The sequence below is a fragment of the Streptomyces sp. TN58 genome, from assembly GCF_001941845.1.
GTDB lineage: Bacteria > Actinomycetota > Actinomycetes > Streptomycetales > Streptomycetaceae > Streptomyces.
In genome coordinates, this window is sequence record NZ_CP018870.1 from 5,334,813 (window position 1) to 5,350,948 (window position 16,136).

13 protein-coding genes are annotated in these 16,136 nt (G+C 74.7%); 9 read left to right on the top strand and 4 right to left on the bottom strand.

The window, feature by feature from the left end; all coding sequences use genetic code 11:
* The first annotated feature begins 20 nt into the window (after positions 1-20).
* The 5 genes from BSL84_RS24430 (at position 21) to BSL84_RS24450 (ending at position 7,000) form a co-directional block, all read left to right on the top strand.
* Complete coding sequence (locus tag BSL84_RS24430; protein WP_030030358.1) at positions 21-314, top strand: DUF503 domain-containing protein; 294 nt, start codon at positions 21-23, stop codon at positions 312-314.
* 34 nt (positions 315-348) lie between these two features.
* Positions 349-798, top strand: coding sequence for a 30S ribosome-binding factor RbfA (rbfA, locus tag BSL84_RS24435; protein ID WP_030030356.1), 450 nt, complete (start codon positions 349-351; stop codon positions 796-798).
* On the top strand, positions 795-1,703 hold the full coding sequence (truB, locus tag BSL84_RS24440; protein WP_030030355.1) for a tRNA pseudouridine(55) synthase TruB: 909 nt from the start codon (positions 795-797) through the stop codon (positions 1,701-1,703). The genes rbfA and truB overlap by 4 nt, the downstream gene beginning before the upstream one ends.
* A gap of 224 nt (positions 1,704-1,927) precedes the next feature.
* Positions 1,928-5,884 (top strand): trypsin-like peptidase domain-containing protein, encoded by a 3,957-nt coding sequence (locus BSL84_RS24445; protein WP_075971116.1) that lies wholly within the window; start codon positions 1,928-1,930, stop codon positions 5,882-5,884.
* 159 nt (positions 5,885-6,043) lie between these two features.
* On the top strand, positions 6,044-7,000 hold the full coding sequence (locus tag BSL84_RS24450; RefSeq protein ID WP_075971117.1) for a bifunctional riboflavin kinase/FAD synthetase: 957 nt from the start codon (positions 6,044-6,046) through the stop codon (positions 6,998-7,000).
* Positions 7,001-7,112: 112 nt separating this feature from the next.
* On the opposite strand, the gene BSL84_RS24455 is transcribed toward BSL84_RS24450, so the two are convergent.
* The 3 genes from BSL84_RS24455 to eccE all read right to left on the bottom strand — a co-directional run bounded on the left by BSL84_RS24455 (position 7,113) and on the right by eccE (position 11,637).
* Positions 7,113-9,545: an SCO5717 family growth-regulating ATPase gene (locus BSL84_RS24455; protein WP_075971118.1), complete on the bottom strand. Its 2,433-nt coding sequence runs from the start codon at positions 9,543-9,545 to the stop codon at positions 7,113-7,115.
* A gap of 122 nt (positions 9,546-9,667) precedes the next feature.
* Positions 9,668-10,366 carry a hypothetical protein gene (locus BSL84_RS24460; protein WP_030037356.1) on the bottom strand — a complete coding sequence of 233 codons (699 nt, stop codon included), beginning with the start codon at positions 10,364-10,366 and terminating at the stop codon, positions 9,668-9,670.
* Positions 10,363-11,637: a type VII secretion protein EccE gene (gene eccE / locus BSL84_RS24465; RefSeq protein WP_030037357.1), complete on the bottom strand. Its 1,275-nt coding sequence runs from the start codon at positions 11,635-11,637 to the stop codon at positions 10,363-10,365. The genes BSL84_RS24460 and eccE overlap by 4 nt, the downstream gene beginning before the upstream one ends.
* A gap of 258 nt (positions 11,638-11,895) precedes the next feature.
* Between eccE and eccB the strand changes: the two genes are divergently transcribed.
* The 4 genes from eccB to BSL84_RS24485 all read left to right on the top strand — a co-directional run bounded on the left by eccB (position 11,896) and on the right by BSL84_RS24485 (position 15,709).
* Positions 11,896-13,473: a type VII secretion protein EccB gene (gene eccB / locus BSL84_RS24470; RefSeq protein ID WP_075971119.1), complete on the top strand. Its 1,578-nt coding sequence runs from the start codon at positions 11,896-11,898 to the stop codon at positions 13,471-13,473.
* Positions 13,474-13,484: 11 nt separating this feature from the next.
* Complete coding sequence (gene mycP, locus BSL84_RS24475; RefSeq protein ID WP_075971120.1) at positions 13,485-14,786, top strand: type VII secretion-associated serine protease mycosin; 1,302 nt, start codon at positions 13,485-13,487, stop codon at positions 14,784-14,786.
* Positions 14,787-14,999: 213 nt separating this feature from the next.
* Positions 15,000-15,347 (top strand): WXG100 family type VII secretion target, encoded by a 348-nt coding sequence (locus BSL84_RS24480; RefSeq protein ID WP_030027130.1) that lies wholly within the window; start codon positions 15,000-15,002, stop codon positions 15,345-15,347.
* A gap of 56 nt (positions 15,348-15,403) precedes the next feature.
* Positions 15,404-15,709, top strand: coding sequence for a WXG100 family type VII secretion target (locus tag BSL84_RS24485; RefSeq protein WP_030027128.1), 306 nt, complete (start codon positions 15,404-15,406; stop codon positions 15,707-15,709).
* An 88-nt stretch (positions 15,710-15,797) separates the two neighbouring features.
* On the opposite strand, the gene BSL84_RS24490 is transcribed toward BSL84_RS24485, so the two are convergent.
* Positions 15,798-16,043 carry a DUF397 domain-containing protein gene (locus tag BSL84_RS24490; protein WP_030027126.1) on the bottom strand — a complete coding sequence of 82 codons (246 nt, stop codon included), beginning with the start codon at positions 16,041-16,043 and terminating at the stop codon, positions 15,798-15,800.
* Between the last annotated feature and the right edge of the window lie 93 nt (positions 16,044-16,136).

Consider the following 16,136-nt stretch of genomic DNA (forward strand, 5'->3'; position numbering starts at 1 on the left):
GGCGGGATATCCGGAACTGCATGTACGTGGGGACTCTGTCCTTCGACCTGCTCCTCGGCGACGTCCACTCGCTGAAGGAGAAACGCTCCGTCGTCCGGCCCATCGTCGCCGAGCTCCAACGAAAGTTCTCCGTGAGCGCGGCAGAGGTGGGCGACCAGGATCTGCACCGCAGGGCCCGTATAGGGGTCGCGCTGGTGAGTGGGGACGCGGGGTTCCTCTCGGACGTACTGGACCGCTGCGAGCGGCTGGTCGCGGCACGTCCGGAAGTGGAGCTGCTGTCCGTACGACGGCGCTTCCACGGTGATGAAGACTGATTGCTTGTCTGCAAGAAAAGAAGGAGACGGACCAGTGGCCGACAATGCGCGGGCGAAGAAGCTGGCGGACCTCATCCGGGAGGTGGTGGCGGAGAAGCTGCAGCGCGGTGTCAAGGACCCCCGCCTCGGTACGCACGTGACCATCACGGACACCCGGGTCACCGGCGACCTGCGGGAGGCCACGGTCTTCTACACGGTCTACGGCGACGACGAGGACCGCGCCAGCGCGGCAGCCGGCCTGGAGAGCGCCAAGGGCGTCCTGCGCTCGGCGGTCGGCCGGGCGGCGGGGACCAAGTTCACCCCCACCCTGACCTTCGTCGCCGACGCCCTCCCGGAGAACGCCAAGACCATCGAGGACCTCCTCGACAAGGCGCGCGCCTCCGACGCCCAGGTGCGCGAGGTCTCCTCGGGCGCCCAGTACGCCGGCGACGCCGACCCGTACAAGAAGCCGGGCGACGACGACGAGGACGCAGCCGCGGAATGAGCACCGACGCAGGGAAGACTCCGGACGGCCTTGTCATCGTCGACAAGCCGTCCGGCTTCACTTCGCACGACGTGGTCGCCAAGATGCGCGGGATCGCCAAGACCCGCCGCGTCGGCCACGCCGGCACCCTCGACCCCATGGCGACGGGCGTGCTGGTCCTCGGAGTCGAGAAGGCCACCAAGCTCCTCGGCCACCTCGCGCTCACCGAGAAGGAGTACCTCGGCACGATCCGCCTGGGCCAGAACAGCCTGACGGACGACGCCGAAGGCGAGATCACCTCCTCCACGGACGCCACCGGGGTCACCCGGGAAGCCGTGGACGCGGGCGTCGCCAAGCTGTCGGGCGAGATCATGCAGGTCCCGTCCAAGGTCAGCGCGATCAAGATCAAGGGCGTGCGCTCCTACAAGCGCGCCCGCGACGGCGAGGACTTCGACATCCCGGCCCGGCCGGTGACCGTCTCGTCCTTCCAGGTGTACGACATGCGGGAGGCGGAGGCCGAGGACGGCACCAAGGTCGTCGACCTCGTCGTCTCCGTCGTCTGCTCCAGCGGCACCTACATCCGCGCCCTCGCCCGCGACCTCGGCGCCGACCTCGGCGTCGGCGGGCACCTGACGGCGCTGCGCCGCACGCGGGTGGGCCCCTACAAGCTCGACCGGGCGCGCACCCTGGACCAGCTCCAGGAGGAGCTGACCGTCATGCCGATCGGCGAGGCGGCGGCCGCGGCCTTCCCGCGCTGGGACCTGGACGCCCGGCGGGCCTCGCTGCTCGCCAACGGTGTACGGATCGACATGCCGGAGGAGTACGGGGAGGGCCGCACGGTCGCGGTCTTCGGGCCGCAGGGCCGGCTCCTCGGACTCGTCGAGAGCAAGAACGGAAAGGCGAAGTCCCTCGCGGTCTTCGTCTGACCGCCGACGTGGAGCGGTGAGCGCACCTGCCGTGCCGCTCACCGCTCCACGACCCCCCTCGGGTAGGTCTCTATCCATCCGGCCCCCGCAATTCACCCGTCCGAGCAGGCGCTCGGAGTGAATGGAGGGAGCGCAAGGGGGCGCGTTCACCGCGTGTGCTTTTCGCGCTGATCTTCACCTGCCTAACGTCGTGAGCACGGGGCGTTGCGGGGAGTGGTGCGGCCATGGCGGAGCTCGTCAAGATCTGCGATCCGGCCGGGCGGGAGCGCGGCAGCGGGTTCGTCGCGGACGACCGCGGAACGGTCGTCACCAGCCACGAGGCGGTCGACGGCCTGACCCGGGTGCTGCTGCACGGTCCCGGACGGACCTGGCTGGCAGAGCCGTCCGACGTGACCGCACTGCCCGGCCTGGCCCTGGCCCTCGTCCGCACGGACGGGCTCGGGGTGCGGCCGCTGCCGGTGGCACGGCGCGAGACGGTCGACCCGGGGACCTACGTACGGCTGCCCGCGCGCGGCTGGCGGCAGGCGAGGGTCCTGGGAGCCGCGCGGGCCGCGTACCCGGCGGCCGGCGCGCTGCACGAGGTACCCGCGGTGGAGCTGGCCATCGGCACCGACGGACGCGACGCCCTCGCCCAGCGCGATGCCTGCGGCGGGCCGGTCCTGGACGCCGCCACCGGCGCGGTGCTCGCCGTACTGGGCACCGCTCTCCACACGGAGCACCGCTCCGGCGGCTTCGCGGTGGCGCTACGGGCCGCCGCCGGCACCGATCCGCGGGGCGAACTCGCGGCGCTGCTCGAACGCAACGCGGCGACCGTGCCAGGCCGGGGCACCGAGCTGAACCTCGCCGGGGCGCTGGAACTGACCGCGGCCACCCTGGACGCGACGGTGGCGTCCGAGCCGGTGGAACGGCCCCGCATCGCAGCCGAACTGGACGCCTTCACCACCGCCGACCGCCCGGTGCTCGCCCTCGTGGGCAACCCCGGCACCGGCCGCACCACGGAACTGACGGCCCTGGCCCTCCGCCGCGCCCACGCACCCCACCCCGCCCCGACCCTCTGGCTCCGCGGCTCCGACCTCCACGCCACCGACACCACCCTGGCCGACGCGGCCACCCGAGCCCTCACCAAAGCAGCACCCGCGGGTCCACCGTGCGGGGGTTCGGACGGGGTCGGGTGTGTGCGGGGCCCCGCCGGGTGTGTGCCGGGCGGATGGGCCGACGGCACCGCTTCCCGGCCCGCGGGCCCACCGTGCGGGGGTTCGGACGGGGTCGGGTGTGTGCGGGGCCCCGCCGGGTGTGTGCCGGGCGGATGGGCCGACGGCACCGCTTCCCGGCCCGCGGGCCCACCGTGCGGGGGTTCCGACGGGGTCGGGTGTGTGCGGGGCCCCGCCGGGTGTGTGCCGGGCGGATGGGCCGACGGCACCGCTTCCCGGCCCGCGGGCCCACCGTGCGGGGGTTCGGACGGGGTCGGGTGTGTGTCGGGGCGCTCCCCGCAGGGCGCCGAACGCACCGCTGCCGCGCTTTCCGGCCCTGGGCACCGTTCGGCGCCCGAGGAGACGCCCCGGCGCGCGCCCGGCCCCGGCGGAACCCCACCCGCCACCTGGCGCCGACCGGAGCCCGGCCCCGGCGGTACCCCACCCGGCACCCGGCGCCGACCGGAGCCCGGCCCCGGCGGAGCCGGCCCCGCCCCAGCCGCCGCCCGGCACACCGCCACCCCCGCGGGAGCGACCACGGCAACGGACCTCGCCCGCCTCGTCGCCCGCGCCGGCCGTCCCCTCCTCGTCGTCCTGGACGCCCCCGAGGAGATCCCGCCGACGCTCGCGCACCGCCTCGCCGAGTGGGCCGAGGCCACCACCGCATGGCTGCGCGCGACCGGAGCCCGGCTGGTCGTCGCCGCCCGCCCCGAGTACTGGGAGCGGGCCGGCGCCCTCTACCCGCCCGAGGCGCTGCACATCCCCACCCGGGCGGCCCCCCGGCTGCCGGCCGCCCTCCCGATCACGGACCTCACCGCCGCCGAGGCCGAGACCGCCCGCGCCCGCCTCGGCATCCCGGCCGACGCCGTCCGCGAAGCCGACGCCCGGCACCCGCTCACCCTGCGCCTGCTCGCCGGTATCCGCGGCGCCGGGGTCACCGCCGGCCGCCCCGGCCGCGACGAGGTGTTCGCCGCGCACCTGGACCTGCTCTGCCTGCGCACCGCCCTCCGCATCGCCGCCGCTCCCACCCCCACCCCCACCCCCGCTCCCGAAGCCGGCGCCGCCCCCACCCCCACAGCCGGAGGCGCCCCCGCCCCCGCCCCCGCTCCCGAAGCCGGAGGCGCCCCCCTGCACGCCCCCGGCACCCGGCGGCTCGCCGCCCGCGTCGCAGGCCGCGTGCACGAGGCCGCCCGGCGCTGCCTCGGGCCCGGGCAGGGGCAGCTGGACCGCGCCTCGTTCGAGGAGCTCTTCCCATGGCGCACCGGCTGGGCGGGCGCCGTCCTCGCCGAGGGGCTGCTGGTGCCCGCCGGGACCGGCTACCGCTTCGCGCACGAGGAGCTGTCCGACTGGATCCAGGCGGGCCACCTCGACGTGCCCTCCGCCCTCGGCGTCCTCGTCCACGGCCCCGCCCGGCCCGGTCCGCCCGTGCCCCGGCACCGGACCGGTCCCGTCCTGGAAGCCCTTCACAGGCTCGCCCCGGACCGGCTGCGCGCGGAACTGACCGGGCTGGTCCACGCCCTGAACGGCTTCGCCGAGGACCCGGCGGCCGCCGACCCGGACCGTGCCTGGTGGGCGGCCCGGCTGCTGCGCGAGACCCTTCTCGGCCTCCCCGACGCACACCCCCAGCTGCCCGTCCTGCACGCCCTCGCCGAGCACGTGTCCCGGGCCGGACCGGGGGAGTTCGGCGGCTGGTTCTGGAACAGGCTCCGGCTGTCCGAGCCCGACCGCCTCGACCTGCTGCGCCGCCTGCTGCCCGCCGACCCCGCCGAGGCGGTCCCCGGCGACCGCTACCTCGACGCCGTGGCCCGCCGACTGGCCCGGGACCCGCGGTGCGTGCAGCCGCTGCTCTGCGCCTGGTTCGGCGACGGCCGCCGGCTGCGCGGCCGCCCCGGGGCCACCGTCGCCACCGCCGCGCAGGCCCTGCTGCACACCCACCGCCGCCTCGCCCCGGACGACCTCACCGAGGCCCTCGTCGACGCCCGGCATCCCCGCGCCGACGAACTGCTCGCCGTACTCGCCGAGGAGGAGCCCTCCGCCCTGTGCCGTGCCGTGGACCGCTGGGCCCTCGACGCACGGCCCGGCCGCCGGGCCGCGGCCGCCGCCCACGGCCTCGCCACCGCCCCGCACGTCCGTACCGCCGCCGACCGGGCGCTGCTGCGCCGCGCCGCCCGGGCTCTGCTCGCCCGGTCCTCCGACGCCCCCCTGCACGGGAGCGCCCTCGCCGTGCTGCTGCGCGACCCGCAGGCACGCGCCCGCCACCTCCCCGACGCCCTCGCGTCCTTCGCCGGCCCCGATCCCGCCGGCCGGCTGCCCGCCTCGGCGCTGGTGGCGGCCCTGCCCGTACTCCCGGACCAGGACGCGGTGTTCGCCGCCCTGCGGGCCCGCGCCGACGGGGAGGTGCTGCGCGCCCTGGCCGCGCTGACCACGCCCGGGCTGGCCCGGCGCGCGGCCGAGCTCGTACGGGAGCACCTGGCGCGCACCCCCGGCGACGCGCCGCACGCCGCGGCCTTCGTGGACCGGCGGCTGGAGCAGGGGCCGGCCGCGGCCCCGGTGCTGCGGCCGCTGGTGCTGGACCTGCTGCGGACCGCGCCGGCCGGGGTGCGGGCGCAGCTCGCCGCCGTACTGGGCGCGCCGGGCGGGGAGCCCTCGTACGCGCTGCGCCGCGACCTGGCCGAGGTACTGCTGCGGGAGGAGACCGATCCCGGGGTGCTGGACGCCTTCCTCGGGGCGGTCGCGGCGGGGGCCTCGGCACGCCCGGAGGACCGTACGCGGGAGCTGCTGCGCCGCACCGGGCGGCAGCTGCTGCGGGCCCCCGGCGGCCCGGCGGTCTTCGAGCGGCGCACCGTGGAGCTGGCCCGGGACCGGCCGGCCTTCGGGGCGCTGGTGGCCCGCTGGCTGGCGCAGTCGGTCACGGAGGCGGCGGCTCTGCTGGGGCCGACCGCCCGGCGGACGGTGGAGACCCTCGGCAGGACCGCCGCGGATGTGACGTGAGGACCGGCGGCACCGGCAGTGGCGGCAAGCGCGGCATGCGCGGCAGGCCCGTACGGCCCGGACGCCGATGCGTGGCACCGGGCCCCGGCATGGCAGTCTTAGACCTGCAATCGGCAATCAGTTCAAGGACCATGCGGGTTCGGGCGAGGAGCGGTCACAGTGCAGCGCTGGCGTGGCTTGGAGGACATCCCCCAGGACTGGGGACGCAGCGTCGTCACCATCGGCTCCTACGACGGCGTGCACCGGGGACATCAGCTGATCATCGGGCGCGCCGTGGCCAAGGCCCGCGAGCTCGGCGTCCCCTCCGTCGTCGTCACCTTCGACCCGCACCCCAGCGAGGTCGTCCGCCCCGGCAGCCACCCGCCGATCCTGGCCCCGTACGACCGGCGGGCCGAGCTGATGGCCGGACTGGGCGTGGACGCGCTGCTGATCCTGCCCTTCACGGCCGAGTTCTCGCAGCTCTCGCCGGCCGACTTCATCGTGAAGGTGCTCGTCGACAAGCTGCACGCCCGGGCCGTCATCGAGGGCCCGAACTTCCGCTTCGGCCACCGGGCCGCGGGCGATGTCGACTTCCTGCGCGAGCTGGGTTCCACCTACGACTACCAGGTCGAGGTCGTGGACCTGGTGGAGCGCGGCACGGCGGGCGGCGGCGTGCCGTTCTCCTCCACGCTGGCGCGCCGGCTGGTCGCCGAGGGCGACATGGAGGGCGCCGCCGAGGTCCTCGGCCGCCCGCACCGGGTCGAGGGCGTGGTGGTGCGCGGAGCGCAGCGCGGGCGTGAGCTCGGCTACCCGACGGCGAACGTCGAGACGCCGCCGCACACGGCGATCCCGGCGGACGGGGTGTACGCGGGCTGGCTGACCGCGGACGGCGAGCGGATGCCCGCGGCGATCTCGGTGGGGACGAACGTGCAGTTCGACGCGACCGAGCGGACGGTCGAGGCGTACGCGATCGACCGGGTCGGGCTGGACCTGTACGGCAAGCACGTGGCCGTCGACTTCCTCGCGTACGTGCGCGGGATGGCGAAGTTCGACTCGCTGGACGGGCTGCTGGAGGCGATCGCGGACGACGTGAAGCGGGCGCGCGTGCTGACCGACACGTACGACGCGAAGCGCTGACGCGGGCACGACGGGCGAGGGCCCGTACCACCCCGGATCCGGTCGGATCCCCGGTGGTACGGGCCCTCGCCCGTTGTGCTCTGAGCGGCCGTGGCGCGCCCCCTTCGGTCCGTCAGCAGACCCGCGGGTCGCGCGGCGGCTGCTGCGGAGCGCCCGGGGGCTGCTGCCAGGGCTGGCCCGGCTGGGGATAGGGCTGCCCGTAGGGTCCGGGCTGCGGAGGCTGCTGGTACGGGGGCTGGCCCTGCGGCTGGCCGTACGGCTGGGGCTGCTGCGGAGGCTGCGGCTGATGCGGGTGGGGCTGCGGAGCCTGCTGGGGATGCGGATGCTGGGGCTGAGAATGCTGGGGCTGCGGGGCGCCCCAGTGGTTCTGCGGGGCCTGCTGCTGGGCCCGCAGGAAGTCCTCGGCCACCAGGGCGGAGAGGTTGAAGTACGCCTCGCGGGTCTTGGGCCGCATCATGTCGAGGTCGACCTCGGCGCCGGCGGCCAGGTGCTCGTCGAAGGGCACCACGACGACACCGCGGCAGCGGGTCTCGAAGTGCTGCACGATGTCCTCGATCTTGATCATCTTGGCCGTCTCGCGCACCCCCGAGATGACGGTGATGGAGCGCGAGACGAGGTCCGCGTAGCCGTGTGCGGAGAGCCAGTCGAGGGTGGTGCTGGCGCTGCTCGCGCCGTCCACGGACGGAGTCGAGATGATGATCAGCTGATCGGCCAGGTCCAGGACACCGCGCATGGCGGAGTAGAGCAGACCCGTGCCCGAGTCGGTGAGGATGATCGGGTACTGGCGGCCCAGCGTCTCGATGACGCGGCGGTAGTCCTCGTCGTTGAAGGTCGTGGAGACCGCGGGGTCCACGTCGTTGGCGATGATCTCCAGACCCGAGGGCGCCTGCGAGGTGAACCGCCGGATGTCCATGTACGAGTTCAGGTACGGGATCGCCTGGACCAGGTCCCGGATCGTCGCGCCCGTCTCACGGCGGACGCGGCGGCCGAGGGTTCCGGCGTCCGGGTTCGCGTCGATGGCCAGGATCTTGTCCTGGCGTTCGGTCGCGAGGGTGGCGCCGAGCGCCGTGGTGGTCGTGGTCTTGCCGACGCCGCCCTTGAGGCTGATCACGGCGATGCGGTAGCAGGACATGACCGGGGTGCGGATCAGCTCCAGCTTGCGGCGGCGCTCGGCCTCGGCCGCCTTGCCGCCGAAGCGGAAGAGGCCGCCGCCCGCACCGGCGTTGTTGCTCTTGGGCTTCTGCTTGTTGCGCAGCAGCCGGTCCGAGGACAGCTCGACCGCGGCGGTGTAGCCGAGCGGAGCGCCGCCGCCGGTGGGCGGGGCCGAGTACCGGGGGTCGTGCGGCTGGGGCTGGGGCTGGGGCTGCTGTTGCGGCTGCTGCTGAGGGTGCGGCTGGGGAGGCTGCTGACCGGGTCCCACGGGCCACTGCCCGGCGGCACGCGGGTCGTACTGGGGCTGCTGCTGCTGCTGCGGCTGGGGCTGGGGCTGCTGCGGTGCGGGTGCCGGCGGCGGGAAGCCGTAGCCCTGGTTCGCGAACGCGGGCGGCAGCGGCGGCAGTTCACCGGGAGGCGCCCCGAACGGGCTCTCCTCCGCGGCCCGTGGTGCGGCCGCGGGGCCGACGGGAGCCGCCGCCTGCCCGGCGGGAGGCGGTACGGGGGTCCCCTCGGCGGGGGTGGCCTGCGGGCCGGCCCACCCTCCGGGGGAGGCCTCGGCCGGGGGAGCGGCGGGGACCGGCTCCGCGGCGGCCGCCGGAGCGGTGTACGGGGGAGGCTCCTCGCCGGGCACGGGCCCGGGCGGCACGTCCGCGAACGGCGCCGGCACGGCGTCAACCGGCTCCGGAGCCGCTTCCCCGGCAGCCGCCTCGGGCGCCGGACGGCCCGCGTCGCCCGGCGCGGGCGCAGCAGCCGGGACCGGCTCCGGAGCCGGGGCGGAGAACGGCGGCTCGGGGACCTGGACCGGCGCCGGGGCCTCCTGCGCCGCAGGGGCGGGCTCGACCGGGGCCGCGAGCGGCGCGGGGGCCGGGTACGGCAGCTCGGGAGCCACGATCGGCTCGGGAGCCGGCGCCGGCCCGGGAACGGCAGCCTCGTGCGGCGGCGCGGGAACGGCCGGCGGGGCCGGGTACGGCAGCTCGGGAGCCACGATCGGCTCCGGAGTCGGAGTCGGCGCCGGTGCCGGAGCGGGAGCCGCAGTCGCGTACGGCGGCTCGGCGCCCGGAGCGGGAGCCGGGAAGGGTGCGTCGGCCGAGGGCGCGAGCGGGAACGGCGGGGCCGTACCCGCCCCGTCGGACGGCGTCCGGGGCGCCGGCGGAGCGATCCGCATCGTCGAGGGAGACTCCAGGTCCGACGGCCGGTGCGGCTCGAAGCCGCTCCCCTCGGGCAGCCCCGGCACCTGCGCGGCCGGGGCCGGGGGCGCACTCTGCGTGTACCAGGCCGGCGGCGTGTAGTCGATGGTGAACTCGCCCGTCACCTCGGGCTCCGCGTCGGACTGATCGTCCGTCGGGACGTCCCACGTCCCGCCGCGCCTCTCGTTCCGATCGCCGCTCACTGGTCCTCCTGGTCTGTCGAACACTGCTCCGGCGCCCACCCACGCCGCGCCGACGTCCAGCCTAATCGGGGCGCGTCGCCCCTGTCCGCCGCGCCCCGTCCACGGGGAGGGCGCGCGGCACGTCAGTCGATACGGCGTGCCGCGCCCAGCAGGCCGGTCTCCGCCTCGGTCCCCTGGGTCATCACGAACTGCCGGTCCCGCGTGGTGCACCACAGGGTCACCCCGTCGCCCAGGGTCGGCAGGGAGGCCACGGCCTGACGCGGCAGCCGCATCAGACGGCCGATCTGCTCCGCCTCGTCCGGCGACACCCGCTGCACGCCCACCAGCGACGACTGCTGGAGCAACCGCGGCGCCGTAGGGCTGAGATACGGCAGCAGGGTCAGCACCGACTGCCACGGCCCGGCCACCACGCGACCGCGCGGCGGCCGCATGCCGCAGTCGCGGATCACCAGCACCGGGCTGCCCGCGGACGCGCCCTGCGGCGGGATCCGGCCCACCTCGTGCAGGGTCACGCACTGCTGCCCGCCGCCCGCGGCCTGGGCCAGCCCGGACCACACCTGCCCGCGCCCGGTCTCCACCGCGACCCGCGCACCCGTGGCCGCCGCCCGCAGCGCCAGCACCTGCGCCGTCCACAGGCCGCCGATCAGCGTCACCTCGTACGGCGTGGGCCGGTTGATGCCGAGCACCGCCGACCGCCCCTCGGCGTCCACGCCTATGACGACCCCGTCGTCGCCGACGGGCACCGCCAGCGCGTCCAGGTCCGCCGCGGGCACCATGTGCCGCTCCCGCCGCGGGCCGACCAGTCCGAAACCGCCCCTCATCGCGCGCCTCCCAGCGGCAGCGAAGCCAGCAGCCCCGGCACCTGTTCACGGTCGAGCCGGACCAGCCCGGTCTTCACACCCCGCGCCGTCCTCTCCAACTCCCGTCGAGCAGCGACGAGTTCCTCGTCGCTGCGGCCGGTCACCCGTACGTGTCCGGTCAGGGTCACGCCCTGCCGCTCCGCCGCGGCCATCGTCAGGCTGAAGGTCGTCGCCAGCGCCGGCAGGGAGGTCAGCAGCGCCACGAACTGCGGCAGCGCCGCCGCCCCGGCGCCGCCCAGCTGCGGCCAGCGGCCTATCCAGTACGTCGTGTGCCGGCGGTCGTCGCAGCGCCAGGTCCGCGGGGTCTCCTCGGTGCGCCGCCCGGTGCTGGCCGACCGGCCGGCCTGGGTGATCGCCATCGGGTTCGCGCACGAGGACGTGGCCAGCGCCGCCGTCAGCTCCTGCTCGGTCAGCACCGTGGCCCTGAAGCCGGCGCCGGCCAGCCGGCTCGCCAACTGGTCCGCCGCACGCACCACGCACCGCTGCGCGCCCGCCAGCCCGCCGCCGCGCGCGGTGACCGCCTCGGGGCACAGCTCCGGGTCCAGCTTGAGCGCGATCCAGGTCAGCCGCACGGCGGGCGTGCCCGTGCGGGCCTGCAGCGGCGCGTAGTTGCGCGCGGCCATCGACCGCTCCGGCAGGTGCGGAGCCGGCGCCGGCTGCGTGTGCTGCACCAGCTGCGCGGACTCCAGCCGGATGCCGTCCACTTCGAGGATGTCCCGTACGACGCCGAGCGGCAGCGGCCGCGCCGCCCGGTCGGGCCGCAGCGCGGTGGCGTCCGAGTCCACCTGGACCACCGCGGTCAGGAACGTCCCGTCGCCGACCATTCCGACGGGGCGCCGGTCGCGGTCGCTGAAGGTCAGGGTGCGCAGCGCCGGATCGGCCTCGACCAGCGGGGCGAGACCCGGTTCGGTGCCCGCGGGAACCGTGTGGGACGCGGCCCGGCGGCGCCGCGCGCGCAACGCCAGCGCGCTGCCGATCCACTCCGGCAGGGACCGCTGGTGGCGGCGTACGACCGCGAGGACGACCAGGGCGAGCGCGAGGACGCCGGCGGGGAGCAGGAGCAGCGGCTCGACCACCCACGCCACGAGCAGTCCGGCCGCCGCGACCTGGAGCAGTACGAGTTGTTGCAGTCGGAACGGACCGAAGCGGCCGGGGCTCGACTTCGGATGCGGCGTCACCCCGCCGCGTACGGGTGCGGGCGCGCCGGTCTGCGGCTCCGTCGCCGTGGCCATCACTCGCGCACTTCCCCTCTCCAGGGCCAGACCTCATGAGTTCCGGCGCTGCGCGACATCCGTCGCGGGACCCCGGAATCTCCCCAATCCACCCCAACAAGCCCTGATTACCCCGGTGTGGAAGGTGCTGAGCGGCTGCCTCACCCTACCCGGCCCCTGCATACCGTCCGTCAAGAGGCATAGTAGGTGCCCGGTCCGACTATCGAGGCCCGGGGACCGTACTCACCGGCCGGGCCGTGCGGGGAGAAGCAGACGGTCATGGCATCACGACGTGATGAGCTCAACGCGTACACCTTTGCGAAGCGGCGGACGGTGGCCGCGTTCCTCCAGCCCTCCGCCACGGGCACCGAGGAGGGCGCCCCCCGCCCGCTGCGCGCGGTCCTTCCGGGGATGATCGTCGGCGCCCTCGTCCTCGCCGGGTTCGGAGCCTGGGGCATGTTCAAGCCCACCGCCCCCAAAGGCTGGGACGAGCCCGGAACGAAGGTCATCGTCGGCAAGGGCTCGACGACCCGCTATGTCGTCCTGACGACGAAGGTGGGCGGCAAGGACCAGACGCGACTGCACCCGGTGCTGAACCTCGCCTCCGCCCGACTCCTGCTCGATCCGCAGAAGTTCAAGGTCGTACAGGTCGAGGACAAGGTCCTCGACGCGGGCAGGCCGCCGCGCGGCCCCATCATCGGCATCCCGTACGCCCCCGACCGGCTCCCCTCCAAGGCCGAGGCGGCCAAGCCCAAGCGCTGGGCCGTCTGCCAGCAGCCCGGCGGCAACGGCCGCGGCGTGCAGACCGCCACCTTCGTCCTCGCGGACCGCGAGGCGTCCGTGACGGACGACGCCCGCAGGCTCACCGACACCCAGGCGCTGTACGTGGAGAGCACCGGCCCGGGCAAGGAGCGCTACCTCGTCGACGCCACCGGCACCAAGTACAAGTTCCCCGAAGGCACCCCGGCCGCCGGCACGATGACCAACGCCCTCGTCGGCACCGGAGCCACCCCGCAGCAGGTCGGACCGCAGTGGCTGGCCACCCTCAACTCCGGTGACGACCTGGCCTTCCCGGCGATCCCCGGCAAGGCCGGCGCCAACGCCGACGTCAAGGGCCTGGCCACCGCCGACAACAAGGTCGGCATGGTGCTCAAGGCCCAGACCGGCTCCGGCACCCAGCACTACGTGGTCCTCCCCGGCAAGGTCGCCCCGGTCTCCGACTTCACCGCCTGGCTGCTGATCTCGGCGCCCGCCACCGACGGCCTCAACATGCACGGCAAGGCCCGCGAGGTCGACCTCCAGTCGCTCGACCCGGACGCCACCCCGTTCGCCGGCGACGTGAGGTGGCCGCAGCGGAAGACCGAGCGGATCAACCAGACGACGCCGCCCGCCGGCAGCCAGGCGAGCGGCTCCAACAACCGCGACACCGTCTGCAACGTCCTGCGCTCGGTCGACGGCCAGGGCAACCAGACGCTGAGCACGTGGGCCGGCACCGGCTATCCCGTCGACATCACCGCCAGCGGTACGAGCGCGTACGTCACCCCGGGCTCGGGCCTGCTCTACACCCAGGTGCAGGGCAAGCAGACCACCGCCGGCGGATCCCTCTTCCTGGTCACCGACACCGGCCTGCGCTACGCCGTCCAGGCCAACGGCGACAGCGACAGCGAGCAGTCCAAGATCGGCGCCCCCGACCAGTCCAAGGCGGGTGGGGACGGCCGCCCCGAGGCCAGCCAGGCGCAGGTCAGGCTCGGATACGGCGGGGTCGCCCCGGCCATGGTGCCCATCGCGTGGTCGGAGTTCCTCTCCAAGGGGCCCCGCCTGGACACCAACTCCGCCCGCCAGCCCCAGGGTTCGTGAGGAAGCCGCCGATGCCCCAGCACCGCGACCCCCAGCCCCGCGCCTCCCGGCACCGCGACCTCCAGCCCCGCATCCCCCGGCGCGCGCTCCGCGCCGCCGCCTTGGCCCTCGCACTGGCCGCCGCCGGCGGTGCCGCCGGGACGGGCTCCGCCGCCGCCGCGCCCCAGCCGCCGCACCCCCTGCTCCTCGACGGAGCGGGGGAGTGCACCTTCCCCATGAAGAAGCAGATCGAGGACCGCCCCTGGGCCCTCCAGCGTCTCCTCCTGGACGAGCTGTGGGCGCAGACCAAGGGCAAGGACAAGAAGGGCGCGAGCGTCCGCGTCGCCGTCATCGACACCGGCGTGGACCGGGCCAACCCGCAGCTCAGCGGCGCCCTCGACGTCGGTGCGGGCAAGGACTTCGTCGACCCCAAGGGCGGCGACGGCACGACCGACACCGTCGGCCACGGCACCAAGGTCGCCGGGCTGATCGCCGCCCGCCCGCAGCAGGGCACGGGCTTCGTCGGCCTGGCTCCGGAGGCCACCGTCATCCCCATCCGGCAGAACGACGGGCAGGGCAAGGGCAACGCCCTCTCCCTGAGCCAGGCCATCGACCACGCGGTGGCCAAAGGCGCCCAGGTCATCAACATCTCGCAGGACACCGACGTCCCGCTGACCGCGGACTCCGAACTCGGCAAGTCCGTCCAGAAGGCCATCGCCGCGAACGTCGTGGTCGTGGCGTCGGCGGGCAACGACGGCATGAGCGGCCAGAAGCGCAAGACCTACCCGGCCGCCTTCCCCGGCGTCCTCGCCGTGGGTGCCTCCGACCGCAACAACGAACGTGCCGTCTTCTCCCAGCCCGGCGACTTCATCGGGGTGGCGGCGCCCGGCGTGGACATGGTCTCCACCGTCCCCGGCTTCGGCCAGTGCATCGACAACGGCACCAGCTTCGCCGCGCCCTACGTCGCCGGACTCGCCGCCCTGCTGCGTGCCGAACACGGGGACTGGTCCGCGCAGCAGATCGTCTGGCAGATCCAGAACACCGCCGAGCGCGCCGTCAACGGCCGCGACGACTACGTCGGTTGGGGCGTCGTCGACCCGGTCCGCGCCGTCAGCCAGGACCAGGAGGCGCCCAAGGCGCCCGTCCCGGACCCCGGTCCGCCCCCGGCGACGGCACCGCAGGCCGCGCCCCTCCAACTCACCGAGACGGCCCAGGAGCGGCAGGAGCGCTACGGCACGTACGCTCTCGGCATCGGCGCCGTCCTGATCGCCGTCATCGCGGGAACGGCCACGGTCGTCCGGGATGCCCGGAGCCGCCGACGTCGTTTGCAGTGAACAGTCACAGTTCGTCTACGGAAGCGACCCACCGGTGTTGGGACTGCTTCACGAACTGACTAGAGTGACACCAGGCTTCACGAGTGTGATCGGGGGATCGCGTGAGGCGGAGGGGGACGGTCCGGAGCGCGTGGCACACATCCGCGCCAGGCACGCCCGCCCCGCTGCGCAATCCGCCGGTTCTGCCGGCGAATTGAGAAGTGAGGAGCTTCGATGAGCACGAACACCTTCGGACTTGCAGACGATCCGGTCGTCCAGGCGAAGAACAAGATCCAGGAGACGGGAACCGCCGTCTCCAAGCAGGCGCGCGAGCTTGCCGACATCATCGCCACCGTGAGCGCCGGCTGGACCGGTGTGGGCGCCTCGGGCTTCATCACGGCCCAGACGACGCTCAACGACAGCCACGACGAGATCCGTCGGCTGCTCGGCGTCCTCCACAACGCCGTGGCGCAGACCAAGAACCTCAGCAACGCGCAGGACGAGGAGGTGCGGGCCGCGTTCAAGAACGCCGTCCAGCCGACGTCCGCCTCCGGGCCCCGCTCGGGCCTCGACGGCATCTGATCAGCACCTGATCAGCACCCCCTTTCCCATTCGGCCGTAGCGAGAAGGAGAAGAACATGACGGCGAACGACGGGACCCGGGTCCGGTACGAGACCGTTCAGCAGATGGCGGACCGCATCCGGGTCGTCTCGGGGAACATCCTCAAGGACCTGGCCGAGATGGAGCAGGCCGTGAAGGTCGTCACGGACACCTGGGACGGTGAGGCGCACCGGGAGTACGTCACCCTCCAGAAGAAGTACAAGGGCAAGGCCGACACCATGCACGCGGAGCTGGAGAAGGTCGCCAAGCTGATCGAGCGCGGCAAGGACGACTACCGCGCCACCGACAAGCGGGCCTCGACCCTCTTCACCGAGGCCTACTGAGCCCGGCGGGGGCCCGGTCTCCGGGTCCCGACACGCCGAAGGGGCGCGCCCGACGCGGGCGCGCCCCTTCGGCGTCTCCAGGCGCCCGTCAGGGCTGGTGGCGGTCCAGGTCGAACTCGCCGTCCCTCGCGCCGAGCACGAAGGCCTCCCACTCGGCGGCCGTGTAGCGCAGGACCGTCTCCCGGTCCAGTGAGGACCGCATCGCCACCGCCCCTTCGGGGAGCCGCGCGATCTCCACCCGCTCCTCCTCCGGGCTGGTCCCCGGAGGCCCTTCCCACTCCACACCGCTGATGTCGAGCGCGTACAGCTCGTCCTTCTCCTGCTGGGTGCCCATGAGCGGCCTCTCCTTCGGTGGTGCGGTCTTCCCCGCCGATTATCGGGGCTGCGCCGCCGGCCGGGACGGTTTTCCGGCCGATGCCCGGCGTCC

Bases quoted from the DNA above. Each gene is read 5' to 3' on its own strand.
- BSL84_RS24430 (WP_030030358.1), top strand. From the start codon at position 21: ATGTACGTGGGGACTCTGTCCTTCGACCTGCTCCTCGGCGACGTCCAC.
- truB (WP_030030355.1), top strand. From the start codon at position 795: ATGAGCACCGACGCAGGGAAGACTCCGGACGGCCTTGTCATCGTCGAC.
- BSL84_RS24445 (WP_075971116.1), top strand. From the start codon at position 1,928: ATGGCGGAGCTCGTCAAGATCTGCGATCCGGCCGGGCGGGAGCGCGGC.
- BSL84_RS24460 (WP_030037356.1), bottom strand. From the start codon at position 10,366: ATGAGGGGCGGTTTCGGACTGGTCGGCCCGCGGCGGGAGCGGCACATG.
- eccE (WP_030037357.1), bottom strand. From the start codon at position 11,637: ATGGCCACGGCGACGGAGCCGCAGACCGGCGCGCCCGCACCCGTACGC.
- eccB (WP_075971119.1), top strand. From the start codon at position 11,896: ATGGCATCACGACGTGATGAGCTCAACGCGTACACCTTTGCGAAGCGG.
- mycP (WP_075971120.1), top strand. From the start codon at position 13,485: ATGCCCCAGCACCGCGACCCCCAGCCCCGCGCCTCCCGGCACCGCGAC.
- BSL84_RS24480 (WP_030027130.1), top strand. From the start codon at position 15,000: ATGAGCACGAACACCTTCGGACTTGCAGACGATCCGGTCGTCCAGGCG.
- BSL84_RS24485 (WP_030027128.1), top strand. From the start codon at position 15,404: ATGACGGCGAACGACGGGACCCGGGTCCGGTACGAGACCGTTCAGCAG.
- BSL84_RS24490 (WP_030027126.1), bottom strand. From the start codon at position 16,043: ATGGGCACCCAGCAGGAGAAGGACGAGCTGTACGCGCTCGACATCAGC.